The 24,208-nt window shown below is 65.3% G+C and carries 21 protein-coding genes; 1 reads left to right on the plus strand and 20 read right to left on the minus strand.

Annotation, left to right across the window (positions count from 1 at the left end):
- The 12 genes from E1288_RS37215 to E1288_RS37275 all read right to left on the minus strand — a co-directional run.
- Window positions 1-697: WXG100 family type VII secretion target (locus tag E1288_RS37215; protein ID WP_132493385.1), on the minus strand; the 697-nt coding region annotated here is incomplete at its 3' end.
- A 46-nt stretch (window positions 698-743) separates the two neighbouring features.
- The gene (locus E1288_RS37220; RefSeq protein ID WP_132493386.1) at window positions 744-1,091 is read right to left on the minus strand and encodes a hypothetical protein; all 348 of its coding nucleotides are present in this window, start codon (window positions 1,089-1,091) and stop codon (window positions 744-746) included.
- Window positions 1,084-1,479: a YbaB/EbfC family nucleoid-associated protein gene (locus tag E1288_RS47460; protein ID WP_093278719.1), complete on the minus strand. Its 396-nt coding sequence runs from the start codon at window positions 1,477-1,479 to the stop codon at window positions 1,084-1,086. The genes E1288_RS37220 and E1288_RS47460 overlap by 8 nt, the downstream gene beginning before the upstream one ends.
- Before the next feature lie 19 nt (window positions 1,480-1,498).
- Entirely contained in the window at window positions 1,499-4,642 is a 3,144-nt protein-coding gene (locus E1288_RS47465) for a hypothetical protein (protein ID WP_165968459.1), read from the minus strand.
- A 2-nt stretch (window positions 4,643-4,644) separates the two neighbouring features.
- The gene (locus E1288_RS49970; RefSeq protein WP_165968460.1) at window positions 4,645-7,776 is read right to left on the minus strand and encodes a hypothetical protein; all 3,132 of its coding nucleotides are present in this window, start codon (window positions 7,774-7,776) and stop codon (window positions 4,645-4,647) included.
- Between the two features lie 105 nt (window positions 7,777-7,881).
- Window positions 7,882-8,172 (minus strand): hypothetical protein, encoded by a 291-nt coding sequence (locus tag E1288_RS37245; RefSeq protein WP_132493388.1) that lies wholly within the window; start codon window positions 8,170-8,172, stop codon window positions 7,882-7,884.
- Between the two features lie 24 nt (window positions 8,173-8,196).
- The gene (locus tag E1288_RS37250; RefSeq protein ID WP_132493389.1) at window positions 8,197-8,490 is read right to left on the minus strand and encodes a hypothetical protein; all 294 of its coding nucleotides are present in this window, start codon (window positions 8,488-8,490) and stop codon (window positions 8,197-8,199) included.
- Between the two features lie 11 nt (window positions 8,491-8,501).
- A complete protein-coding gene (eccB, locus tag E1288_RS37255) occupies window positions 8,502-9,860 on the minus strand; it encodes a type VII secretion protein EccB (RefSeq protein WP_132493390.1) in 1,359 nt (452 codons plus the stop codon).
- Window positions 9,861-9,904: 44 nt separating this feature from the next.
- A complete protein-coding gene (eccD, locus tag E1288_RS37260; protein ID WP_132493391.1) occupies window positions 9,905-11,323 on the minus strand; it encodes a type VII secretion integral membrane protein EccD in 1,419 nt (472 codons plus the stop codon).
- 443 nt (window positions 11,324-11,766) lie between these two features.
- The gene (locus E1288_RS37265; protein WP_132493392.1) at window positions 11,767-12,900 is read right to left on the minus strand and encodes an NAD(P)/FAD-dependent oxidoreductase; all 1,134 of its coding nucleotides are present in this window, start codon (window positions 12,898-12,900) and stop codon (window positions 11,767-11,769) included.
- Window positions 12,893-13,855, minus strand: a complete 963-nt coding sequence (locus E1288_RS37270) for a cucumopine synthase-related protein (RefSeq protein ID WP_132493393.1) — start codon at window positions 13,853-13,855, stop codon at window positions 12,893-12,895. Before E1288_RS37270 ends, E1288_RS37265 begins: the two co-directional genes overlap by 8 nt.
- Before the next feature lie 261 nt (window positions 13,856-14,116).
- Window positions 14,117-15,046, minus strand: coding sequence for a glutaminase (locus E1288_RS37275; protein ID WP_132493394.1), 930 nt, complete (start codon window positions 15,044-15,046; stop codon window positions 14,117-14,119).
- A 524-nt stretch (window positions 15,047-15,570) separates the two neighbouring features.
- Between E1288_RS37275 and E1288_RS37285 the strand changes: the two genes are divergently transcribed.
- Entirely contained in the window at window positions 15,571-16,785 is a 1,215-nt protein-coding gene (locus E1288_RS37285; RefSeq protein WP_235884081.1) for a PTS transporter subunit EIIC, read from the plus strand.
- Here the strand turns inward: E1288_RS37285 and E1288_RS37290 are convergent.
- From E1288_RS37290 to E1288_RS37325, 8 genes are all read right to left on the minus strand, one after another.
- Window positions 16,679-17,314: a DUF742 domain-containing protein gene (locus E1288_RS37290; protein ID WP_132493396.1), complete on the minus strand. Its 636-nt coding sequence runs from the start codon at window positions 17,312-17,314 to the stop codon at window positions 16,679-16,681. The two genes, E1288_RS37285 and E1288_RS37290, sit on opposite strands and share 107 nt — an antisense overlap.
- Before the next feature lie 326 nt (window positions 17,315-17,640).
- Window positions 17,641-18,261 (minus strand): helix-turn-helix transcriptional regulator, encoded by a 621-nt coding sequence (locus E1288_RS37295; RefSeq protein ID WP_132493397.1) that lies wholly within the window; start codon window positions 18,259-18,261, stop codon window positions 17,641-17,643.
- 182 nt (window positions 18,262-18,443) lie between these two features.
- Window positions 18,444-18,872: an SsgA family sporulation/cell division regulator gene (locus tag E1288_RS37300; protein ID WP_132493417.1), complete on the minus strand. Its 429-nt coding sequence runs from the start codon at window positions 18,870-18,872 to the stop codon at window positions 18,444-18,446.
- Window positions 18,873-19,101: 229 nt separating this feature from the next.
- Window positions 19,102-19,458 (minus strand): hypothetical protein, encoded by a 357-nt coding sequence (locus E1288_RS37305; protein WP_132493398.1) that lies wholly within the window; start codon window positions 19,456-19,458, stop codon window positions 19,102-19,104.
- A 320-nt stretch (window positions 19,459-19,778) separates the two neighbouring features.
- A complete protein-coding gene (locus tag E1288_RS37310) occupies window positions 19,779-20,633 on the minus strand; it encodes an ATP-binding cassette domain-containing protein (protein WP_132493399.1) in 855 nt (284 codons plus the stop codon).
- Complete coding sequence (locus E1288_RS37315) at window positions 20,630-21,034, minus strand: GntR family transcriptional regulator (RefSeq protein ID WP_165968462.1); 405 nt, start codon at window positions 21,032-21,034, stop codon at window positions 20,630-20,632. Before E1288_RS37315 ends, E1288_RS37310 begins: the two co-directional genes overlap by 4 nt.
- Before the next feature lie 55 nt (window positions 21,035-21,089).
- The gene (locus E1288_RS37320) at window positions 21,090-22,067 is read right to left on the minus strand and encodes a hypothetical protein (RefSeq protein WP_132493401.1); all 978 of its coding nucleotides are present in this window, start codon (window positions 22,065-22,067) and stop codon (window positions 21,090-21,092) included.
- Window positions 22,068-22,603: 536 nt separating this feature from the next.
- Window positions 22,604-23,899, minus strand: a complete 1,296-nt coding sequence (locus E1288_RS37325) for a nickel pincer cofactor-dependent isomerase, group 22 (RefSeq protein WP_165968463.1) — start codon at window positions 23,897-23,899, stop codon at window positions 22,604-22,606.
- Between the last annotated feature and the right edge of the window lie 309 nt (window positions 23,900-24,208).

Below are 24,208 nucleotides of genomic sequence, written 5' to 3' on the forward strand. Positions count from 1 at the left end.
TCAGCTTCGGCAGCGCCCCCATCGCCCCGAACGACAACACCGACCCCACCGCCGCGATCACCGCGGCACTCTCGTAATGCTTCCCGTCATGCTCCTCGCGGGTGCCCTTCCCGATCTGGATCTGCTGACCCAGCCACACCACACCAAGCTGCTGCCCGAAACTCATCGCCAGCATGCCCAGAATCTCCACCGGAACACGCGGCACACTCGCCATCCGCTGCGCCATCCACCGCACAGCCTTCTCCACAATCAACTTGTGCATCAACGCCTGCGACATAAACCACGTCTGCACCCCCGGCACCCAAAACCACTGCACAAAAAACTCAAACTCAACCGCCAGCAACGCCAACTGAATCAACACCACCAGCTTAAGAAACTCCACCTCCATCGCGATCTGATCCAACGCATCAGCCATCGCATCAAAATGATCAGCCGCCGCATCCAAATAATTCGACGGACCATCCACAAACGGCGCCATCCGCGCCGCAAACGCCCGCTCCGACGCCCCCGCGAAATCCGACGACCGAATCCCCTCAACCGCCGCCTGCACATCCACCCGCAACTGCCGCAAACGAGCCGCATGCGACCGCCACACCGCCGCCAACTCCCGCACCTTATCCTCATTAACAGGCGGCGGCTCATCCCCCGTAAGCCAAAGGGACAGCTGGCGCTCAAACTCACTGAACATGATCGCCATAACCGCCCCTTTAACTTACCTAACCACTAACTAGTACTCGTACGAACTACGCCGACGCAGCCGAGTCGGCATCACCATCCGCTTCGTCCAGCTTGTATGCGGTGCCTCGCGCTCTCTCCCCTGCGTCCCCTATCGCATGGTCCAACAGATCCAAGAATTTCAGCGCGTACTCCTGACCGGGAACCACAGTCTCCAGCCAAATCTTGACGAAATCATTACCGCTGGCTCCCCTATAGCCCCCGGAGCCATCCCCAGCGCCGTCGAAGACGTTGCTGTACGCATCGAGAGCGATGGCGAAATCGCTCATGAGGTCCCGCGCTTCGTCAGCAACCCTCGAAATGTTGACCGCGCCGCCTGCCAGCGCGGAAGGATCTGCGGCGGTACGGTCACTCATTGAACGACTTCCACATCTTTTCGACGTCCGGGAACAACGCTTCGATGTCCGGCTTGCCGGAGAACAGCTCCGGAATGTTCATGCCTTCGGGCGCCATCGCGGCCGCCAGCTCGGTGACGTTCTTATGCGCCTTCTCCTGCGCGCCGGTGACCGCCTCGACGATCGCCGCGCCCAGCTCCTTCGGCGACAGGTCGCGCCAGCGATCGCCGCGCAGCACCACCTCGATGAGCCGGCCCTGCCCGTCCACAGTGGCCTTGATCATCTTGTTCTTGGTGGTCGCGGACTCCCGGACAGCCTGCACCTCCTCGACCGCGCCCGAGATCTTCTCGCGCTGCTCGTTCAGCTCCGCGAGCAGCTTGGACACTTCCTCGTCATAAACCGGATCCATCGGACGCTCCCTTCTGCCGTTACCCCGTCGACTTGGCGGAGTCGGGGTTCGAACCCTCTGCTGACGCCACGAATTCGGGGGCCTCGGTGGTTCGCCTGGCCGGCTTGGCGGGCTCGGCGGGGTTCGAACCCTCTGCTGACTCCACGAATTCGGCGGCCCCGGTGGTTCGCTTGGCCGGCTTGCCGGCCTTGCCCTTGCCGCTGGACGCCTTGGCCGGGGCGTGAACGTGGGTCGGGACCGGTGCGTCGTCCGTGACGCGGTAACCGCCATCGGGGCGACCGATGACCCCATCGCCCGCTGCCAGGTGAGCGCCCCAGACCTCTTCGTCCTCAGACAGCCAGGTCTGGCGTTCCCGTTCGCGGTCACCGTTGCCGCCACCACCGCCCGCGCCACCCATGCCACCCATACCGCCCATCGGCGGCATCATCGGCGGCATCATGGGCATACCGCTCCCGGCTTGGCGCTGGTCAGAACCGCCACCGCCGGCCCCATCACGGGAACCGCCGCCGAGGTCGCCGGACCAGTCCGACCACCCCTCGCCGCCAAAGCCCGAGCCGCCGGCGGCAGCGAAATTCGCGCCCTCGCCGAAGGAAGACTGACCAGCTCCAACGCCACCGGCGCCTGGCAGGCCGGAGCCACCCCCGCCTCCGGACGGGAGGTTGAGCTCCGCATGTCCCCCACCGTCCGAGGGCGCCGTGAACTTCGAGCCACCCCCATCGCCCGGCGACGGTGTAAAGCCCGAGCCACCGTTGCCACCCTTCGGCAGATCCAGGTTCAAGCCGCCGTCATCCCGACTACCCGGGAACTCCGGCACGTTGGACTTCGGCGAATTGAACTGCGCGGTCGGATCCTCCGGCTCCCAGCCTTCCCGATTACGATTCAGGTTCAAGCCGCCGTCATCCCGACTACCCGGGAACTCCGGCACATTGGACTTCGGCGAATTGAACTGCGCGGACGGATCCTCCGGCTCCCAGCCTTCCCGATTACGATTCAGGTTCAAGCCGCCGTCGCCGGGACGGCCACCACCGAATGGCGCGTTGAATCCCAAGCCCGGCGACCGCCCGCCCGATCCAGGGTTCGTACCGCCACTGCCCGGGACCCCGCCGAACGGTGTCAGCGGCAGCCCGCCGGATCCCCGACCGTTCGGGTCCGAAACGAAGGGATCGACGCCGCCCCCACCAGGCTGGTTGAAGTTCACCCCGTTCGGATCAGACCCGCCACCAGGCGCATTCAACCCAAACCCAGGACCACCAGACCCACCACCAGGCTGATCGAAATTCAACCCACCATTCGCATCAGACCCGCCACCAGGCGCGTTGAAGTTCACCCCGTCCGGATCAGACCCGCCACCAGGGAAATTCACCCCACCATTCGCGCCAGATCCACCGCCAGGCGCATTCAACCCAACCCCAGGACCACCAGACCCACCACCAGGCTGATCGAAATTCAACCCACCATTCGCGCCAGATCCACCGCCAGGCGCGTTGAAGTTCACCCCGTCCGGATCAGACCCGCCACCAGGGAAATTCACCCCACCATTCGCGCCAGACCCACCGCCAGGCGCATTCAACCCAACCCCAGGACCACCAGACCCACCACCAGGCTGATCGAAATTCAACCCACCATTCGCGCCAGACCCGCCGCCAGGGAAATTCACCCCACCATTCGCACCAGACCCGCCACCAGGGAGATTCACCCCACCATTCGCGCCAGATCCACCGCCACCTTTGCCGTCGGGGTTGAATTTCAGATCGGGACCGTCACCGCCACCCTTGCCGTCGGGATCGAATTTCAGATCAGGACCGTCACCGCCACCCTTGCCGTCGGGATCGAATTTCAGATCAGGACCGTCACCGCCACCTTTACCGCCGGGACCGCCGCCCGCAGTGCCGATTGTCGGTGGCGTCTTGTCAAACAAGTCCTTAAACGGCGGGTTGGCGATGACAAAGACCTCTTCCAACCGCGCGGCCGCTTTCCGGGCAGCTTCGTTCAGCGGCTGCAACTGGGCACGCACGGACTCACTGACAGCCTTGTTGATCCAGGACCATCCCAGCTCGGATCGCAAGTCGGCTTTGAGGCTCGTAATACCTTCCGGCAACGGCGGAGGGGTCCAAGTGGTTCCCGGTGCAGGACCCTGCCCTACTCCGTCCGGAGTATGCAGGGACAAACCTTTACCTGCCGAAGCGGTCCTGGAATCATACGACGACAGCACATAGTTGATGTACTCTAAACCCTCAGACTTATCTTTAAAATAGGGCAGGAGATAATTGGGGTCACCGGAGACGAGGCCGGATCCCGTAACATACGCCCAAACGTTCTTGACCGCCAAGGTGAGGGCGTTCTCGATCGCGTTGACCAGTCCGCCACTCACACTGTCCCACGCCGTCCCCATCTCGTTGCCGAACAGGAGCAGTCCGGACGTCACGTCGACGAGCCCTTCTGCCGGCGACGGGTTCCGGTGAGTAATCTGCTTGTACAGGTCGTCCAACAGGAAGTTGATCTGACGGACATGACCTTGGATGGCATAAGCCGCGCGGCCTTTGAACTCCGCGTCCGGGCTGTCGAGTCTGCTGATCCATCCCGCAGTCTTCTCGCGCGCTCCGTCCAGCCAGTTCACGTAATGTCTGATCATCCCCACGCCGTCAGCGGCTTGCACCCAGTCGATAGTGCCAACCCGAGCAGCCGTGACCTGTGGCATGTAGCTGTCGATCTCTCCGACGGCCGTGCGCCAGTCCGCCAGCAAAGCGTCGTTGTAAACCACCCTGAACCACGGTTTGCCGGGGGTCCAGCTTTCGGTTGTATAGGAGGTGGCAACACGCCCCCCGTCCCCGGTGTCGAACTGAAGCCAGCCCTTCGTCCCACTGCCCGCATCCAGGATCTTGTTCAGGTCCTTGCCCACGCCGGCAATCGTGAACAGAATCTCCTCGTAGGTCGCACGGGAGAGGTTATTCCGGCCATTGGTGACGTCCGGGTCGACGACGTTGCTGTCGTCGCCACCTGACCCGCCCTCGCCGTCCGACCCGTCGTTGCCGCTGCCCGACCCGTCATTCGACTCGTCCTTGCTGCTGCCCGACCCGTCATTCGACTCGTCGTTGCCGCTGCCCGACCCGTCATTCGACTCGTCGTTGCCGCTGTTCGAACCGTCGTTCTCGTCGTCCGCCACGACTACGCCCCTCCAGAACCTTGGCCGCCACTCATCTTCCCGCCACCAGAATTAAGGTCCGGGAATTCCGTGACAAAGTCATTCAGACTGTAGTTCGCCAGATCGTCGGTGTTTTCAAATACTTCGATGGCCCACCGCATCGCGTTGACAACTGTGCTCAGCCTCTGCCGAAGCGCCTCATTGACAGTTTCCACTGAGCCACCGAATTTCGACGCCCGAGCATTCAAATCTTTGGCAGGGCCCCACTGCGTATCCCGCGGCTGAGCCGTGAAAGTACCATTCAGCTCGCCATACCTGGAAAACGTGGCGTAGTCGATCAGGCCGTTCTCAACATCGTGTAACGCCCCCAGCAGCTTGAGCCAGTCGTCCTTGTTGAACCGGAGGTTGCCTTTGCCATCGGCGGACTTGACGGCCGGCAACGGCTTCGGCTTTCCGTCCTTGCCATCGCCGCCCTTTCCATCCTTGCCGTCGCCGCCCTTACCGTCCTTGCCATCGCCGCCCTTACCATCGCCCTCTTTACCGTCGCCGCCCTTACCGTCCTTGCCATCACCGCCCTTACCATCGCCCTCCTTGCCATCGCCGCCCTTACCGTCCTTACCGTCGCCGCCCTTACCGTCGCCCTCCTTGCCATCGCCGCCCTTACCGTCCTTACCGTCGCCGCCCTTACCGTCGCCCTCCTTGCCATCGCCGCCCTTACCGTCCTTGCCATCGCCGCCCTTACCATCGCCCTCCTTGCCATCGCCGCCCTTACCCTCGCCACCCTTGCCATCGCCCACCTTGGCGACCGGCTTTATCGACGTCACCGGCTCCCCCGGCACAGCCCCCTGACCACCAGCCGAACCACCGGATCCGCCACCGCTGCCTTTGCCGTCACCCACCTTGGCCATCGGCGCTTGCACCTTCACGCCTCGGGTAAGCGGCCCATCCCCCTGACCACCAGCAGAACCGCCGGAACCGCCACCATTACCTTCCTGGCCCCCAGAACCGCCCTTGCCGTCACTCTCCTTGGCGACCGGCTTATAAAGCGTCCTCGGCTGCAGCAGCCCATCCCCCTGACCACCAGCCGAACCACCAGAACCACCACCGCTGCCCTTGCCGTCACCCACCTTGGCCATCGGCGCTTCCACAGCCACGCCTCGCGTAAGCGGCCCATCCCCCTGACCACCAGCCGAACCGCCGGAACCACCACCGCCGCCTTTACCGTCGGCCTCCTTCGCGATCGGCATCGGCGCACGCACGCCTCGGGTAAGCGGCCCATCCCCCTGCCCACCAGCAGAACCGCCGGAACCGCCACCATCACCTTCCCGGCCCCCAGCACCGCCCTTGCCGTCACTCTCCTTGCCGACCGGCTTCGCCAGCGTCGTCGGCGCCATGTGCGCCGCTCGGGGTTCACCAGACGAACCGGAACCCGAACCGCCACCATCGCCTTTGCCGTCACCTTCCCGGCCCCCAGAACCGCCCCTGCCGTGACTCCCCTGACCACCAGAAGAACCACCGGAACCGCCACCATCCCCAGTCCTTTCCTCGCGCGGCGTGTGAGGCTTGACGCCCTGTCGGCCTTCGCCGGGGAGCGAACCGTAGGTCGGGAGGCCGTGGAATCCTGGCGGCGGCCCGTCCGAGTTCGGATCCTGGATCACCAGGGGCTGCTGAGTGCCTTCGGTGCGACTCGTTCCGTCCGGCGCGCATTTCGGTCCGTCGAACTCGATCTTGCCGTCTTTGCCGAGAGCGACTTTGCCGTCGTCGAGCAAGGGCGCCTTGTCCCGCGGACCAACCCAGCGCAGGTCGCCGTTGGGCATCACGATCAGCCCGGCGGTTCCGTCGTCTGGATTGCCCGACCCCGGCTTGCCGGACGCGAAAACCTTGGTCGGGTCGCCCTCGTCGTGCCCGTTGTAGAGGGTGTGGACGTCGCCGTCTTTTCCGATGCGGGCCTCGTACGGGCCGTTGTCCAGCAGCGGCGCGTCCTTCGGGTCGCCAACCCACTTGAGCTTCCAGGTGCCGTCGCCGTTGACCCAGGCCAGGCCCGACTCCTCAGATGAACCAGACGTGCCGTCCCCCGGCTGGACCGAGTGGACCGGCTTCACCATCGTCGTCGGCTCCGCCGATGGGAGCGCATCCCCCTGACCGCCAGACCGGTCGTGGAAATCCGATCGCTCGTCACCGACAAACGGCTCCCGCTCGCGATAACCGGCCGGCTCCGCCGATGGGAGCGCATCCCCCTGGCCACCAGACCGGTCGCCGAACTCCGACCTCTCACCGGCAAACGGCTCCCGCTCGCGATAATCGGCCCGAAAGACCTCCGGAGGGGGGTCGACGACGACTTCGCCTTTGTCCCCGAGGCTCACGTGGCCGTCTGGCGTCAGCGGAACGTCGCCTCTCGGTCCGACCCACCGCAACTCACCGTCGGGCATGGCCATGAACCCGGATTCATCGGGGTGGCCGCCAATGTGCAGATCCCGGTCGTCAGCAGAGGATGGCTCATAGTAGGTCGCGTTGGAAGCATCGTCGCGGTCCGCAGGGTTGTAGGACTGCTCAAGCTCGCCGGATGCATTGAGATGCACTTCGTATGGGCCGTTGTCGAGAAACGGCGCATCCTTCGGGTCACCGAGCCACTTGAGTTTTTCTTCTCCGCCCTCCTTGACCCAAGCCAAGCCTTCGTCGAGCGGTGTCCGGTGCGGGGTGTCATCCGGCCGGGGCCCCGGCTCCTGCACGTCGGGACCGTGCTGCGCGACATGGTTCGCCGGCGTCCCGTCCACACTCCTTCGAAAGAACACGGGAGTCATCGCCGGCCCGGGCATCGCCTGACTCGCGTCGGGAAGGTTCTGCCCGACATGGTGCGTCGGCGTCCCGTCCACATGCACATGCCCTGGCTGGGACACGGGAGTCTGCGGGTGCGAATTCGAATTCGGCGTGAAATGCGGGTCCGGGGTGTCATCCGGCAATTCCGCCCGGGTCGTCTCGTCCGGATCCGGCTGCTGCGGCGCGTTGGGACCGTGCTGCCCGGGAGCCAGCACCATCGCCCTGTTCGGCCCCAGACCATCCAGCCGCGGATCCGGCTGCGGTTCGCCGGTCGGCCGGTTCAGGCGATGGTTGCTGCCACGCCCCGGAAACTTGCCGCCCGCGGGGTCGTCAGTCATGGCGGAGGGTCCTTTCTGCACGCGAGTCACTGGAGGGGCGTGGAATTGATGAGGAGGATGACCGCGGGCCCACCGAAGCGGGCCCGCGGCCGAGGGGAAACGGGACTACATGGACATGATTCTGGCGCCCATGTTGTCGCCGTCCTTGAAAATCTCGTGCACCTTGAACGACTTGGTCACATTGTCGTTGAAGGCTTCCGACATCAAGCCGTACAGCCTGTTCCACTCAGCCTGGAGCGGACCCCACAACACCTCGGCCTGACCCTGCATACCTTCCGGAATCTTTTTCAGGCCCTGGTTGAGTTCCTCGATGATGACCCCGGCCGCGATATGGCACTGCCGGAGTTGCTCGTTGAGGTCCATGTAGCCGTCATGGTTGATGTCAAATCGCGACATGACTATTCCCTTTCTTGAATATGATCAGCTGCCGGCGGTGGTGTTGGCATCGTCGCTGGCCTGCGTGTTAGTAACACGGGTTGCGATGACCTTCGCGTTGAGGCGGTCCAGCTCTGTCACCAACTTCTCGAAGGAGTGGTTCCACTCGGAGAACTTGGTGGTCAGCAGACCACCGGAGCCCGAGTCGTTGACCAGTTTGATCTGGTCGGTCAGCTGCCAGACCTTCTGCTTGACCGTCGTCATGTTGGTGACCGCTTGGCTGGAGGCATTGATGCCCACCTGCAGTACGCCGGGGTCGAAGAAGAATTTAGGCGCCACGGGAATCGCTCCTATCCTTGTTGAGCACCATTGATTTTTTCGAGCACTGGCCCGGTTGGCAGCAGTGCCAGCAGATCGGCCGGAACCAGCCGAGCCGTCTCGACAGGGAGGCCAAGAGCGCTGGCCGCATCGGCGTCGGCCACCGGGAACTTGGCTCCCGCTTCGGTGATGAGGTAAATACCCGCACCAGGAACATCCGGCGCCGGGCGAGTGCGCGCCAGGAAGCCGGCGCCGGGGATGACCTCCACCCGGTCAGCCACCCGGCCGTCGCGCACCACCCCCGCCGTCTGATTGCTTTGCGCATCTCCCTGCGGCGGCGGCGCCGTCACCAACCGCGCCTGCGACTGCTCCCACCGCACGCACGGCACACGGCCCGCCAGATCCGGTCGGTCCGGCGGCTGCGACGGCAGCGCGGACTGCCACACCGGCGCGGGCAGCACGTTCTGCGTCGCCAGCTCCGAGGGCGTAATGCGCACGGCCTCTCGCGCGGGCGATGCCGGGTCGGCGCTGAGCAACGCGGACACGGTCGAGGTCACCGGGACCAGGCCGTCGCCCGCGGTCACGAAGTAGTTGTTCCCCACCGCATCGGGCACGACTATCAGCTGCCCGACCACGGTTTTCGTCCCGTTGAAGCTGGGCCCTGCCTTGCTCGCGTCCCGTTCCACCGGCGGCGAGCCGATGTCCGGACCGGACGGCAACGTGTTGAGCCACGACGAATCCACCGCGAGAGCCTGAGCCGGGTCGAGCCCGAGCGCGCGCGGCACCCATTCGGCCGCGATCCGCAGCCGCGTGCTCTGCCACGCCAGGTACATGTCACCGCCCGCGGTGACCAACAGCGCCTGGTCGTCGCGCATGCCGGAGACAGCTGGTCCCGCGCCGACCGTCACCGACAGCTTGGTGCTTTCGTCGGCCCCCGCGCACACGGTCCACGGACTGTCGCCCGACCCGGTGGGGATCGCGTCCGGTGCACCGAGGATCCCGATCGGCGCACCGCGCGGCACGTCCGCGAGGTCGGCCGTCTCGACCGTGACGACCTTGGGATTGCTGCCGACGAGCAACCGCGCGGACGCCTGGTTCAACACCGGCCGCAGCCGGCCGTTGACCATCATGAACCGGTTTCCGGTGTCCTCGGCGACAATCAGCGTTCCCGGCTCTCGCCACCCGTCGTTGCCGCCACCGATGTTGGTGAACAGGTTGACCACCGCAACGATCGCGGTCACCAAGATCCCGATGATGATGCCAACGGCGAGCCCGACTCCGGTGCGCCGCAGCGGGCGCTCCGGCCCGTCCGGGTCAGTACGCAAGATCGCCGAGGACAGCCTGCCCGCGACAAAAGAATAGGCGTCCACTTGGTCTCGCCTGGTGTACATCACTCACCTCCCAATCCCGGCACGGCCGTAGGTATGAAAATGGTTCAGAGCAGGGAAGCAACCCAGCCATAAACTCCAATCACGGAGAGCAGAATGGGCAGCACGGCCAGCGCGCAGATCCACTGGAGGATGTCGCCCCACCGGCCCCAGCGCGGAATCAAGCGCTTACCGGGCAACGTGTGCGCGGCGGCCACGGCGAGACCGGACAGCGACAGCAGCCCGAGCAGCACGCCCATCCGGCCGACCACCGGCATGCTCGCGCTCCAGCCGAGCATCAGCACTGTCAGCCCCATCCCGGCAGGCACCAGGGCGGATACCCGATGCCAGATTCCGACGACCTCACGGGCCTGCAGCAACAGCAGCACGCTGATCAGCGCAGTCAGCAGGATCGTGTCCCACTGCACGACCGACCCCAGTGCGATCAGTCCCCCGGTGCACAGCCCGCCGAGCACACCGAGGATCGAGGTCAGGTGAGTGTCGGTCAACGACGCGCGGTCGAGGACGCCCTCGCCCGGCAGCGGGTCGAGGCCCTCCTGGAACTCGTCCTGCGTGGTGGGTACCGGCTCCACCGACAGCCCGCCCAGCCATGCCGATATGTTCGGGGCTGCCCTGGTCAGCGCGACCGCGAGGATCGTGACGATCGCGGCCGTGGACGCGCCGTCCAGGCCGACGAGCACGGTCAGCACGCCGCCCAACGCGGTGAGCACACCACCAGCGGCCACCGCCTGGAACGCTGGCTTGGCCGTCTTCAGCGACACCCGGGCCAGCACGGCAGAGACAGCGATGGCCACCCCGGCGGACAGAATCCCCGGCCCGTCGATCCACGCCGGCGGCGCATCAGCACCGGGGAAGGCCAGCCCGGCCACCGCCGCAGCGAAGACTCCGACTCCAGCTAGGGTCGCCGCCTGCCCACCACTGTCGCGGACGTACTGCGACATGCCGGCGGCTCCGGCCAGAAGCAGCAGGCTGACCGTGGCCGCACCGATGGCGATCCCCGTCCCCGTCGCCGCGAAGGTGCAGACGAAGATGGCCAGCAGCGCGCACACCGCAGCGGTAGTCATGCTGGTGTAGTAGGTGAACGCCGGGCGCCAAGTGTCGCCACGACCGGACAGTCCGGTGTGGACACCGTCGACCAGGTCGTCGAAGTCGGCGACCGGCAGCTGGTCGTCGCGCGGTCGCAGGTAGAGCATGTCGCCGTCGTACAGCCCGGCCTCGGCGGTGCCCTTGTCCTCGTCAAGCGGCTCCTCGCCGAGCCGTTGCAGCACCCAGCCGCCGTGCTCCATGCCCGAGGTGGCCAGCGTGGGATCGAGGTGGCCGAGCACCGTCGGCATGAGGTCGGCTATTGCCACGTGCGCAGGAACGGCCAGTTCCACGCGCGAGGACGGGCCGATGATGATCAGCCGGCACATCTCGCTGGATCCACCGGAACCCGGGGCTGTGGTCGCCGTGCTCGTCGCCTCCATGACAAGCACACGTTTCGCCGAACGCGCCTGGTTCAGAAGAACCACGATGATCCGTCATCCCGCGGCCAGGGGCCTTCTGCTGCCACGCAAGAACAAGCGCAACAGGCTGTCGTGGAGTTGGCCACGCGGCGGTGGGATGCACTGGACGACACGCGATCGGGCAATGCGGGACGGCGATCGGCCCACGGTCGATCCGCCCCACGGAATCCGGACCGCGGTGCCCGCAGGCGGATCCGGACCGCGCTCACCTTCAAAGCGCCCCAACTCGCACAAGAGCGGGAGCGGTCCATGACCGCTCCCGCTCCTTCGTTTCCGGTCCTCAAGGCTCTTCGGCGAGTGCCTTGGCGGTGTCCACGATGAACCAGCGGATCGCCAGCACGACGACCAGCACCGGCACGCACATCAACGTCACCCGCCCGGCCGGGACGTCGAACCACATCGCTTTAGGTCGGTAACCGCTTCGCGGCAGGATGAGGTTCGGCGTCGAGCCGGATGGGCGAGAACGCTTTGAGGTCAACAGCCGGCTGCTGTCCCAGACAGAGGTCGCGGATGATCTGGCCGGCCATCGGCGCCTGGCACAGCCCGCGACCAGAGAATCCCGCCGCGTAGAGGAAGCGCCGGTGGCTTCCGCTGCCCTGGCCGATGAACGCCGTGCGTTGTGGCGCGACGTCCAGCGAGCCCGTCCAGGCGGTGTGAAGTTCGACGTCGCGCAGGCGTGCGTATCGCTTGGTCAATTCCTCAGCGACGGCACGGTGCCACAATGCTCGCTGGTCACCGCCTTTCGGTATTCCTTCCAGACCGATCAGCAGGGCGTCGCCGAGACGCCGCACACGCAGTGCGGAGCTGAGATGCAGGGTGAATGGAAGTGTCATGTCCGTCGCGATGGGACCGGTGGTCATAAGTTCTGAGGGCTGTGGAGTAACAGGCAGTGATACACCCGTCATCGCTGCGACCCGACCGCTCCACGGGCCTGCGGCGCACACAATCGCATCAGCGACGTAGTCTCCGTTGGTGGTGGCGACACGACCGCGCACGGCGTCCACACCGATGACCTCCATGCCGGTGAGCAGACGGACACCGCGCCTTTGAGCGGTTTCCGCGTAGCCATGCATGATTGCTTGCGGATTACAGGAGAACGCCTGCGGCGACCAGACGGCCGCCACAATATCCGCCGGATCGAGAAAGGGGTTGCGCTGGCACACTTGCGCGGCCGTGATGAGTTCCGCCTCCACACCGACGGCACGCTGCGCGTCAAGTTCGCGCCCAAGGGTTTCAACGTCCTCGCCTCTTGTGAGCACAACCAGAAACCCTGTTTGCTCCAATTCCGGATCGACTCCCGTCTCGGCAGCAAAACCTCGATACTCGGCCAGGCTACCAACAGCCAACTCTGAGTCTGCAACTCGCCGAGGGAAGTAGCCGCGGACGACACGCGCCGTCTGCGCTGACGTGCCGGATCCTAGATCACTTTGCTCGATAAGCGTGACCTCGATCCCGGCCTGGGCGCAGTAAAACGCGGCCGACAATCCAATAACGCCTCCACCAATGATGATGATGCTCGAGTAACTGTCCTCAGACATGACTCGACCGCCCGCCCGCCGACCGGTAGTTCCACTTGCTCGGCTCCAGTTCCCAGGGGAACAACTGCAGGTTCCACGCCCCCAGAGTGTTGACGTAGAGGGCCATTTGCTCCATCAGCGCGATGAAATCCTCCCGCTCGGTGACGGCGCCAAGCGCGCTGACGACCTGCTGGGTGAGTTCCCACAGAGCCTCCAGCCCGCAGTAGCCCAGAAACTCTGTGGGTTTGATCAGCAAGAGCTTCGCCATTTCGATCAGACCGCTGAGCGGGATATCGACCGATCGCGCCGCCTTGGCGAGGTTGGTGTAGGTCATGTAGCCCAACGGCCTGGTCTCACCGTTGACGAACACCAGAGTGGTGAGCACCGAGTCCCGGGTACCCGCGTCGGAGAATCGGCGGCCCTGATGTAGCTCGATCAACTCTGGTGGTGCCTCAACCATCGCCGCCTCAGACATCGCCGCGATCTTGTCAACGAGTTCGCGGACCGGCTCCGCTTGACAGACTTGCCGTCGTACCGAGTGCCCGCCAGGTCCGCCCAGACGCCGCACTTCGGCGATAATCGGCTCACCATTGCCGTGCATTGAATCCCAAACCGCCTGACCAACCTTCGCCAGTACGTCGATGTCGGCCTGCTCGACTCGACCGATCGGCGCCGTCGGCATCGGCTCGGTCAAGGTCCCATACTTGATCGAGAGATGTTGTATTGCAGAGCAGGAAACTGTTCCAGACGGCACGGCTTGACGATTCGTTCGATAGTCCGGCACCGCGTGCAGCACCCCATGCGCGGGCGGCACATGGTACAGGCAGTCCCCTGCCACCAGCGCGTGCCCTTGCAGCGTGCGATACGGCAGCGCAGCCCACAGTGGTTCGATAAGATCGGCGTTAACGTCTTCATCGAGCGTAATTGCAACTCTCGCCCCGATTGACTTCCAATTAATTTCGATCTTCCGTGCCACTTCGCGACCTCCTCAAAGAACTTTCGCACATATGTGTCGTTGTCAAGCCAAGAAAGTCCGGCGCATGCAATGGAGCAGCAAGCGACGTTCAGCAACTTCGGTCGACATTCGTACTGCAGCTCGAGTCCAGGCGGCAACTGCCCCCGGAGAATGTGCACCAACACACCGATAAATATGCCCACCACACCTAGCCTTGATCACTCGCGGGAAGGTGCCTAAGGCCAACCGGGCGTCCCGGCATACTCTGACCGGCGGATCCGGTTAGAAGACCGACCATCCGGTCAGGGTGGTGAAGTGATCGAGCGCGGCCACACCGGCCACGGAGTTGCCGCGCTTGTCCAGCCCCGGGCTCCACACCGCGACCGCGCACCGGCCCGGCACGATCGCGAGGATCCCGCCGCCGACCCCGCTCTTGCCCGGGACGCCGACCCGGTAGGCGAAATCCCCGGCGGCGTCGTAGGTCCCGCAGGTGAGCATGATCGCGTTGATCCGCTTGGCCTGCCTGCACGTGAGCAGCTGCGAACCGTCGCGGCGGACACCGTGCGCGGCGAGGAACAGCCCCGCCAGGACCAGATCGCGGCAGCTCATCTCGATCGAGCACTGCCGGACGTAGTGGTCGAGCACGGTCGCCACCGGGTTGCGCATGTTGCCGTAGGACGCCATGAAATGGGTCAGGGCCAGGTTTCGGTCCGCGTGGGCGGCTTCGGAGGCGGCGACCTCCTCGTCGACCCGCAGAGCCGAGTTGCCGCTTTCCTCGCGCAGGAACGCGAGCAGCTCCCCGGTGGCGTCGCCGACCAGGGAGATCAGCTCATCGGTGACCGTCAGCGCGCCCGCGTTGATGAAGGGGTTCCGCGGAATCCCGCGTTCGTGCTCCAACTGGACCAGCGAGTTGAAGGCGTTCCCCGACGGCTCCCGGCCAACACGCCGCCAGAGCGCCTCATCGCTTCCGGCGAGCAGGAGCGCGAGGGTGAAGACCTTCGAGATGCTCTGCATCGAGAACGGCGTCTCCCAGTCGCCGGCCCCGTGGACGCCGCCGTCGAGATCCGCGACCGCGATGCCGAAGCGACCCGGATCGACACGCGCGAGCGCCGGGATGTAATCCGCGACCGTCCCGGCCCCGCGCAGCGGGGCGACCTCATCCGCGATCCGTTCGAGCAGCTGACTCAACTGCCCAGCGATCTGCTCGGCCATATCCTCATTGGACTGGCGCAGGTTCGTGCGAACGCACGCACTGGCCACATCTCGCACTAAACTCTCCTCGCGTGCCGGATGTAGCGCGCCAACACGGATCGAAGGTCACGCGAGTGTTGATCGTTGACGTCGATATCGAACCGGGAACGTACCACCAGACAATCCTTCCGCAAACCTTACCAGGCACATGATCTCAAGATCACTCTCAGGGACCGCTCCCCTAGCGCCAGCACGCACCTAGCTGCCAAATTGGGCGGATTTGAGCGGAAACCGGCGAGGACATCAGGTGATCCGCAGTTACCCAGCTCGGCCGATCCTGCCCAAATGAGCGCTATCGCGGTACGCGAATACGCCAGCTGCCTGAACGGGCACACTTGCCGGAGAAGGAAGTGCACATGTCGTGACGTTTCCGTTCCGGCCCGGCGGAACGTGGTGTTCAATCCGGAGATCCCAAACGTGTCCGGGTCGCAAAGCCGGCCCGAGTACGCCATGCCGACTTTCTCGCCAAGGCCGCAGAAGCCACGATGTCAACGACGACCTGGGATGTGCTCACAGCGATGTCACGTAGCAACGAAGGAGCTTCTTCGAGCCGGGAGATCGGGTCGGCACTCCGACGATGGGGCGGGCATCTGGCCAGCGTCGTGATGCCCAACATCGGGGCGTTCATCGCATGGGGCCTCGCGACCGCACTGTTCATGCCCGAGGGATGGCTGCCCAACGCGACGCTGGCCGTGATCATCCAACCGATGATCACAACTCTGCTGCCAATCCTGATCGGTTACACCGGGGGCAGGGTGGTCCACGGGCAACGCGGCGGCGTCGTCGGCGCGGTCGCCACACTTGGCCTCGTGGTCGGAGCGAATACCCCCATGCTCCTTGGCGCCATGCTGCTCGGCCCCGCTACGGCACTGCTGATGAAATGGTTCGATCAAGCCGTGGGCGTACGCGTGGGTCCGGCCTTCAAGATGCTCGTGGACAACTTCAGCGCGGGCATCATCGGTGGCAGCGTGGCGATTCTGGGCATGGTCGGGATCGGGCCCGCGATCAGCGGGCTGGCCAGAACGCTGGCCGGCGGGGTGCAGGCGCTGATCGACCTCGGCCTGCTACCACTGGCAGCCCTGATCATCGAACCCGGCAAGGTGCTGTTCCTCAACAACGCGATCAACCACGGCGTCCTGGGCCCGCTGGGCGTCACCGCACAGGCGGAGAACGGCAAGGCGATCGAGTTCCTGTTGGAGACCAACCCCGGCCCTGGGCTCGGTATTCTGCTCGCCTGCGCGTGCTTCGGATCCGCACCGGAACGGGCCAGCGCGCCAAGCGCGTTGGCAATCCACTTCCTCGGCGGTATTCATGAGATCTACTTCCCCTACGTCCTCGCCAAGCCGCAGTTGATCCTGGCGGCCATCGCAGGCGGTGCTGCGGGGATTTTCACCTTCATCGCCACCGGAGCGGGACTGTTCGCGACTCCTTCTCCCGGAAGCATCATCGCACTGATGGCAGTCACGCCGCGGGGTGGCCACCTGAGCGTGATCACGGGTGTGGCGGTGTCGGCCGCCGTCTCGTTCGTCCTCGCAGCTTTCCTGGTGAAGGTCGGACGGAAGAAGACGACCGAATCACCCCGGACCGACAGCATCACGCCAGCTTCAGCAACCCTTCGTACACCCGCTGCAGAGTCTCGAGGGAAGGACCTGCACCGCGATTCGACGCGCCGCCGTGGACGACGACCAGTCCGGCCTTGATGGCGTCGCCGATGAGAACGCGAGCGACGGTCAGGGGAATCCCGAGGCGAGATGAGATCTCGGCAACCGAATGCGGTGACGCGCACATCGAACGGATCTCGTCCAGATCAGGGTTGATCAACGTGCCCGCCAGCCGCTGCGAGGTTGCCGACACCAGCGTTTCCACCCGGAACTCGTACTCGGGCTCGGCGCGTCCGCCGGTGCGGACGTACGGGCGCAGCATCGCCACGCTGGGCCCCGAATCCTCGGCCTCGACGAAAACGGTTGCTCCGGCCTGCTCCGCTGGGTCGCGTTCAGCGCGATCGGTAGCGGCGGCCTGGTCCGGTTCGCGAGCATCGGGTGCCGCCTCGATCGGCACGGCCGGTTGGTCGTGGATTTCCTGGTCGGGCTCGGACGCATCTCCGTCGCCGGCCTCCGGCGCGGCGGGCCGTGGCTGGAACTGGTGGTCCGCCCATTCTTGGTAGTTCCCCCAGCCACCGAAGGCGAGCGGGTGAAACGAGGGGCCGGTGTTCTTCGTGTGCGAGCTCATGACAACTCCGGGATCATGAGGCTCGAATGTCGTCGAGCAGCGAGTGGGAACGCACCGGTCAGGTGGGTGTCGGAAGAGCGTTACCCGCCAGTGGCAGTGCGGCTGCGTCGATCACCACAACATCTGATGCCGTTGAGCACGGTACGTGCGAAATCTGTCGATCACAAGCCGATCGGCCACTGCCGTGGCAGAATCGTTCCCTAGCGAGCTTTCTCGTTCGGAAGCGATCAGACTCTCCGACATCAGTGAGCGGATGTCAGCAGTTCTTGCCCATCCGTACTCCGCCGCGGCGCTCGAACGGGCAAGAGACTATGAGCACTCGCGTTTCAGATCACGCCTGCACGCATCGCGTAGGCGACGGCATGCGGCCGGTTGCGCAAATTGAGCCTGTTGGTCATCCCGTAGATGACGTTCTTCACGGTGCGCTCCGAGTAGGCCAGCTTCTCGGCGATATCAACGGTATCCAAGCCCTCGGCCAGCAACCGGACGACATCAAGCTCGCGAGGCGTCAGCCCGGAAACGCTGATTCCTCGCGGCGCCAGAACGTCCCGCTTCAGACGAGCAAACTCGCGGAGCAGCTCTCCGATCAATTCCGGCGGCAGCACTCCCCCTCCGGTCGCGGCGACCTGGATGACCTTTATCAAGTGCTCCGCGGTGGCGGCACTGCGCGGGACCACCGCCGCCGCACCACATTCCACCGCCGCAAGCAGACCAGCCGGATCCAGCTGGTCGATCACCAGGACTGCACGACGCTCGAACTCAGCGCCCAAGGCGCGCAAGGCGGTCACGCCATCAGTCAGCCGCTCGGCGGCCAGGACGACGACGTCCACCTCGACCAGGTTTCGATTCGGCACCACCAACACCTCGGCGCGAGAGTCGAGGTGGCTTGCAAGACCAGCATGCGTGATGGCATCTGAGGCAAGCACAGCCACGCGAACTCGTTCCATCGCACACTCCCGTGGTTTCTATCTCTGCACCGAACAATCTGCCGGCGCCGACTCCACAACGTCTCTACGTCTTCTCTAGATCAGCTGGGCACAAGTAGATTCGCACACTCCGCAGTGCCGCCTCGAACCGCTCCGCGGCATAAAGCATCGAAACTGGCACCACACGATTTGGTTTATGCCGATCAGTGCATATCATTCTGCAGTAATCGGCTCAGTTCCTCATCGAAGCTCATCCAGTGGTTCTCGTCACCGGGGGCGACGACGTCGTAGGTCTCGTTCAGGAACTCCGCCAGTTCGGCAGCGGGCGCTTCGAAGGTGGCCTGCCCGGACGGCGAGCTCAACGCGATGACGACGAGCTCGTGGTCGTCGGGTTGGGGGATGATCTGCACGTCACCCTCGCCACTCGCAATGACCAGCCCGTCCGCCAGCAAGTCTCGGGCGATCAACCAGTCGACCTGACCACTCATCCCCGCGCGGAAGCTGATGTTCACCGCGTACGGCTCACGGCTGTCGTACCGCAGCTCCACCCCAACCGGCGTCCTCACGCCTGCCGGGGCCGTCAGGTCGAAAACCGCAGTAGAGCGGATCGTCTTGTGGTTCTGGCTGCTCATCATGCCTGCGCTCCTCAATGTCGGATCCTGCACGACACACAGCATGGCCGTCCTGGATCTACAGCTTCTTCACGACGTCTTCAGCTCGTCGCAAGCCACCGACGACCGCCCGCCGCAAGCCGTGGAACAGCTCAGCAGGCCAACCCGCCGACTGCTGCCGGCGGAGTCCGGGTGGCAGTAACTCCCGGACTCCGCCGGCCAAACCGCACGCTCGGCGTGCCGTTCCGAATCAGGCGAAGGCGCACTTCACATTCGGCACGGCAGCGGTCCCTCCCGCATTGCAGACCAGCGTGCGACCAGCCTCGAGCGGGCCATAGGCGTTCACGACCTTGCCGTTCACGGAGAACCGCACCGTCGTGAAGCCCTCGGCCTGCCTCTCGCGGGTGGAGTTCGGCTCCACGACGGAGGAGAAGCCGTCGCCATTGCCGTTCACCACGGTGTACTCCAGCGCGTAGCCGGCCGAGCTGATCCGCAGTTCCGGCACGTTCTCCGCTGGCGCCGCGGCAGCGATGCCGCCAGTGCCGGCAAGTGCTCCCGCAGCCAGCAGTCCAACGATCATTTCGCGCTTGCCAAAGGTGAAGCCCATGTTCACTACCCTTCTGAGTCATTCCACTAGTTATCTAGTGGAATGACTGAAGACTAGCAGTGGTGCGGATCGCGGACAAGGCCGGGTCTGGGAAAGCGGGGACGAAAGGGCACCGACTGGATGGATCACGTTGGATCACGCCAGCAGACGCCTCACCAGGAGCAGAACGAGCCGATCGCGTCAGCAGCACGGAAGAGGGCTCCCGCAGGGGCCGAGCCGACGCGGCAACACGCAACGAATCCCCCGCCGGAGGCCCGAAAACGACGAAGCCCCGCCGCCCCGGCTCGGCGACGGGGATCAGCGGGGCTGGCGAGCGGTTCTCAGGCTCCCGCGCGCTCGCGGCCGGCGCGCAGGTAATCGGCCACGAGCGATTCCAGGTCCGGTTGCCGAGACTCCCAGCCCGCGGCGAGTACCCCGGGGGCGCGCACCAGCATCCGCTGCTGCCGCCCGGATTTCCTCGCGTGTACGACCGTCCCGATCTCCGGGGGCCCCGCATCGGCGGGCCCCACCAGGTCGCGGTGCTGCTCCAGGAGTTCGTCGACGTCGCCGTCCAATTCCACCCCTCCCCCCTGCAGCAACAGGAGGTGGTCGCACACCTCCCGCAATTCGCCGAGCAGATGCGAGGAGATCACCACCGTCATCCCGCGGTCCGCGACGTCGGCCATCACCAACCTGATGGTCTCGTCCCGGGCAAGCGGGTCGAGGTCCGCAAGCGGTTCGTCCAGCAGCAGCAACCTCGGCAACCGGCCCAGGCAGAGCGCCAGTGCTAGCCGGGAGCGCACGCCCGGGGACAGCGATTCCACCCGGGCGCCGACGTCCAAGCCATCGATCGCGGCCAGCACCTCCTCGACTCGCTGCCGCGACCAGCGGCGGTCCATCTTCGCCACCGCGCGGACCATCTCCGCGACCGTGAAGTTGCCGTACAACGGGCGGCGCTGCGACAAGTAGGCCGCGTCAGGGTGGATGCGGCCGCGGACCTCGTCGCCGAACACCCGCACGGCACCCGACGACGGCTCGACCAGGCCGGCCGCCAACGCCAAGAACGTGCTCTTGCCCGCACCGTTGGCACCAACCAGCGCGACCACCTTGCCTTCGGGGAGCTCGACCGTACAGTCCTCGATCCCCCGGCGGTCGCCGTAGCGCTTGGACAAACCGATGGTGCTCAGCGCGCTCATGATGGGTGTTCCAGTCCTCCGATCGGGAAGTACTCGCCACGGACGGCAGCGAACAGCGCATCGACCTCTTCGACCGTGAGCCCGCCGCTCCTGGCACGGCTCATCCAGTCCGCCAGGTCGCGTCGCATCGGAGCTTCGACCGAGGTGCGGTCGCTCGCCAGCGATCGAGTTACGAAGGTACCGACCCCGCGCCGAGCCTCCACCAGGCCGTCCCGCTCCAGCTCTCGATACGCCTTCAACACGGTATTCGGATTGACCGCCGTGGCCTCCACCACCTCGCGCGCAGTGGGCAACCGGTCACCGGGCCCCAGCAGGCCCAACCGCATGGCCTGCGTGACCTGCTGGACGATCTGCATGTACGTGGAGACCCCGGAGCGACGGTCGATCCGGAACTCGATCATATCGCCCAGCATAAGGGGCGGCCATCGCCGAAGGCGCGCGCTCCACGCAGCGTCATCAATGCTGTCTGCGCAGCGCCCACGCGGTTCCTCCCAACAGCAGGACCGCAACCACGCCGAGGACGCCGGACTCGATCAGCTGCAGTATCGGGACGTACGAGGCCGGGACCACCTCGGCATACTGGCCGACCACCCCGTGCTGCGCATAGCACTGAGCCGGGTCGAAGGTCGAGACTGGAACATCGCCCCGCGAACCGCACACGGCGGCGTTGAAGCCGCCTTCCGGTATGGTCCGCCCGTCGGCACCCAGGTAACCCACCTGGACCACTTCGTCCACACCGGACTCGGGAGCACTCATCGGGTCGGTCGAGGTCCGCAGCTGCGACGGCATCAGAGCCGGTCCTGCCAATCCGACGGCACCGCGCACCGCCACCAGCCCGGCCAGGGTGCTGATCATCGCCGGCAACGACCGCCCCAGCACCGCCCCCAGCAGCGCGCCCACCGCGTAGCCGAAAAGCAGGTGGACGGCCGGCATCCACCCCGTGCTCTCGAAGTTCAGGAACGAGAACGGGCTGTCCACCAGCGGCCCCATCAGCCCGGCATCCGCGACCCAGGAACTCACCAGCAACTGCAGGACCACCAGTACGACCAGCGAGGGCACCACCAGCATCACCAGCTTGGCCGCCATCCAGCCGACCCGGCTCACCGATTGCGCGAACGCCAGCACGTGGGTGCCGTGCTCGATCTCGCGGGCGAACAGCGGCGCCCCGCTGAACACCCCCAGCAGCACCGGGAGGACCACGATCACGAGTTGGCCGACTCTGAGTAGATCGAACCACTCGTCGCGGAAATCACTCACCCCGGTCGCGCAGCCCGGGCCTTGGACCCCCACCGCGAGGCACCGCTCCAGCCCCTGCGCCTGAATCTGCTGCAACATGCTCGTATGCAGCACCAGGACCGCGACCACGCCGAGCAGCAATACCGCTGCCATCAGCAACAACTGCGCGCGGTGCTGCCGCCACGCCACCCAGGTCATGCCGCTACCTCCACGTTGTCCCTGCGCATGTATGCGAGCGCGATGACTTCCTAAAAAAGACTTTCACTAGTTATATAGTTCTTTGCAGTAGAAGTCCAGCCCCGGAGAAGCAAGGCCCCTAAAACACCGCGCCGCCCGGCCGTCGATAAGGTCGACCGCTTGCGCGTGTCGAGGTCGACCATGACAGTGCCGTAGCGGTGCCCGCGGCGGACGGCGAAATCGTCCGCGCCCAGCACCGCGACCGGGCCGATCGGCGGTTCCGGCATAGCTATTGCTGCCCCTGAAGAAATCGGCGCGCCAACAGGTTTGGGCGAAACGCCGCCGACTCAGCGTCCAAACCTGTTCAGCGGGCGGGGTTGGCCCTAGAGTGCGGTGGCGAAGATTTCCATGCGACCACAGCAATAGTGATTCGGCACAGAGGCACCGAGGCAACCCGTCAGAACCCGTCCAGCATCCGGTCCTCTCCGCGACCGTGAGCGCTGCTCCGCGCCGTAGTGCTTGGCGCCGGTCTCCAGGTCCCGAACCACCGCGGTCCTTCAGCGGGCGGCAGGGAGGGGCTGGAGGGTTCCCGTGGCGTCGAAGTCCCAGTCGTGCGGCTCGCCGAGTGTGACCATGTCGGGGTGGTCGGCGACCTCCTGGGCGTAGGCCTCGGAGACCTCGATGCGGGGCATCGACAGGGTGTTTCGGATGCGCACCACCTTCGCCGGTCGTTCCGCGGGGCCGCGGGACATGTGCAGGGCGGCAACGATGGCGTCCCGGTCGTTGGCCAGGGCCATCGGGATCCGGGCGCTGTCGGGCAGGCCTGCGGTCAGCGAGTTGGTGTAGAACGAGCCGAACTCGATCTGGTCCACGCAGCGCTGGGTGGTCACGTCCGCCAAGCCCAGGCCACAGGCGTTGCCGTTGGTGTGCTCGGTCAGGCCCAGCACCACCAGCCGCTTGATCGGCACCGCATGGAACTTGTCGGTGTTGACCTGGGCGCGGCCGGTGATGTTGGGGTCCATCCCGGTACCGCTGATGTCCTTGCCGATCTCGTCGACGACCAGCACGTCGATGTCGGACATCAACAGCCTCGGCATCAGCTGCTTGGCTTCGACCAGCAGTTCCGCCTCGCGTTCCAGCAGTTTCGCGGTCGGGACCAACTCGATGCGGGCGACGTGCTCGTAGGCGTTCTCCACCACGGCCATCCCGAACTCGATCGGGACCACGCCGAGCATCGCCTCGGCCACCGCCGGGATGAGCGTGTCGAACGCAGCCATGCCGTGGGCGTGCAGGGTTGTCGCGCCGCGGTGCTTGCCCAGGCCGATGGCGAGCATCTTCGCCAGACCGCTCTCGTGCGTGCCCCGGAAGTCGGTGTGCGGCTTGACCCGGCCGAGCACGATGACGCTGTCGGCCTGGGCGGCCTCGGCGTCGAAGTGCACCGGGGTGCCGTCGTCCAGCTCGGCGACCACGACCGTCTCCATGGACGAGACGATCGGGGCGCCGATGCTCTCCTCGGTGATCCCGTACTCGGCCAGCACCTGCCGCTGGCCTTCGGCGGTGCCGCCGCCGTGGCTGCCCATCGTGGGCACCACGAACGGCTTGGCGCCACAGCCGATCAGCGCGTCCACCAGGGTGGCGACGATGCGATCGATCCGCGTCACCCCGCGGCTACCCGCGGTGATGGCGATCCGCTTGCCGCTGACCGGCTGGTTGCGGTCGTGCTCGGCGACCTGGCAGCGGATCGCGGCTTCGAGGTCCTCGACCGCGTCGGCGGCGAACCGCTGCTCGATCGGGATCATCCTGGGGAGTTCGATGTCGGCTCCGGCCAACCGGACCTTCTCGACGTTGAACATGCGTCCCATCCTTACTAATCAGTCACGGCCCGGATCGACTTCGACGATCTCGCCTGCCCGAATGGACACGTATCGGGTGTCCATAAGGGCACGGTCATAACTGAACGGTATCGCCCTTGTCGGCAAAAAAGTCAGAATTCGCCACGGAATTTACGATCAACAACATTTGGGTCCGATTGGCGACAGAATCAATACCCCAGACGCAACACCCAGAGTAGACCGATTTCCGCAGGCCGAAAACGGAGCATATGACCGGACGCGGAGGCCGAGGAGCACCTAAAAACAATTCTCTGGATACCGCCAGACCTT

It is taken from the genome of Saccharopolyspora elongata (assembly GCF_004348985.1).
Taxonomy (GTDB): Bacteria; Actinomycetota; Actinomycetes; order Mycobacteriales; family Pseudonocardiaceae; genus Saccharopolyspora; species Saccharopolyspora elongata.

Excerpts from the sequence above, each read along its gene's own strand:
- E1288_RS37220 (WP_132493386.1), bottom strand. The coding sequence starts at position 1,091 with ATGAGTGACCGTACCGCCGCAGATCCTTCCGCGCTGGCAGGCGGCGCG.
- E1288_RS47460 (WP_093278719.1), bottom strand. The coding sequence starts at position 1,479 with ATGGATCCGGTTTATGACGAGGAAGTGTCCAAGCTGCTCGCGGAGCTG.
- E1288_RS49970 (WP_165968460.1), bottom strand. The coding sequence starts at position 7,776 with ATGACTGACGACCCCGCGGGCGGCAAGTTTCCGGGGCGTGGCAGCAAC.
- E1288_RS37245 (WP_132493388.1), bottom strand. The coding sequence starts at position 8,172 with ATGTCGCGATTTGACATCAACCATGACGGCTACATGGACCTCAACGAG.
- eccB (WP_132493390.1), bottom strand. The coding sequence starts at position 9,860 with ATGTACACCAGGCGAGACCAAGTGGACGCCTATTCTTTTGTCGCGGGC.
- eccD (WP_132493391.1), bottom strand. The coding sequence starts at position 11,323 with ATGGAGGCGACGAGCACGGCGACCACAGCCCCGGGTTCCGGTGGATCC.
- E1288_RS37265 (WP_132493392.1), bottom strand. The coding sequence starts at position 12,900 with ATGTCTGAGGACAGTTACTCGAGCATCATCATCATTGGTGGAGGCGTT.
- E1288_RS37275 (WP_132493394.1), bottom strand. The coding sequence starts at position 15,046 with ATGGCCGAGCAGATCGCTGGGCAGTTGAGTCAGCTGCTCGAACGGATC.
- E1288_RS37285 (WP_235884081.1), top strand. The coding sequence starts at position 15,571 with ATGTCAACGACGACCTGGGATGTGCTCACAGCGATGTCACGTAGCAAC.
- E1288_RS37290 (WP_132493396.1), bottom strand. The coding sequence starts at position 17,314 with ATGAGCTCGCACACGAAGAACACCGGCCCCTCGTTTCACCCGCTCGCC.
- E1288_RS37295 (WP_132493397.1), bottom strand. The coding sequence starts at position 18,261 with ATGGAACGAGTTCGCGTGGCTGTGCTTGCCTCAGATGCCATCACGCAT.
- E1288_RS37300 (WP_132493417.1), bottom strand. The coding sequence starts at position 18,872 with ATGAGCAGCCAGAACCACAAGACGATCCGCTCTACTGCGGTTTTCGAC.
- E1288_RS37305 (WP_132493398.1), bottom strand. The coding sequence starts at position 19,458 with ATGGGCTTCACCTTTGGCAAGCGCGAAATGATCGTTGGACTGCTGGCT.
- E1288_RS37310 (WP_132493399.1), bottom strand. The coding sequence starts at position 20,633 with ATGAGCGCGCTGAGCACCATCGGTTTGTCCAAGCGCTACGGCGACCGC.
- E1288_RS37315 (WP_165968462.1), bottom strand. The coding sequence starts at position 21,034 with ATGATCGAGTTCCGGATCGACCGTCGCTCCGGGGTCTCCACGTACATG.
- E1288_RS37320 (WP_132493401.1), bottom strand. The coding sequence starts at position 22,067 with ATGACCTGGGTGGCGTGGCGGCAGCACCGCGCGCAGTTGTTGCTGATG.
- E1288_RS37325 (WP_165968463.1), bottom strand. The coding sequence starts at position 23,899 with ATGTTCAACGTCGAGAAGGTCCGGTTGGCCGGAGCCGACATCGAACTC.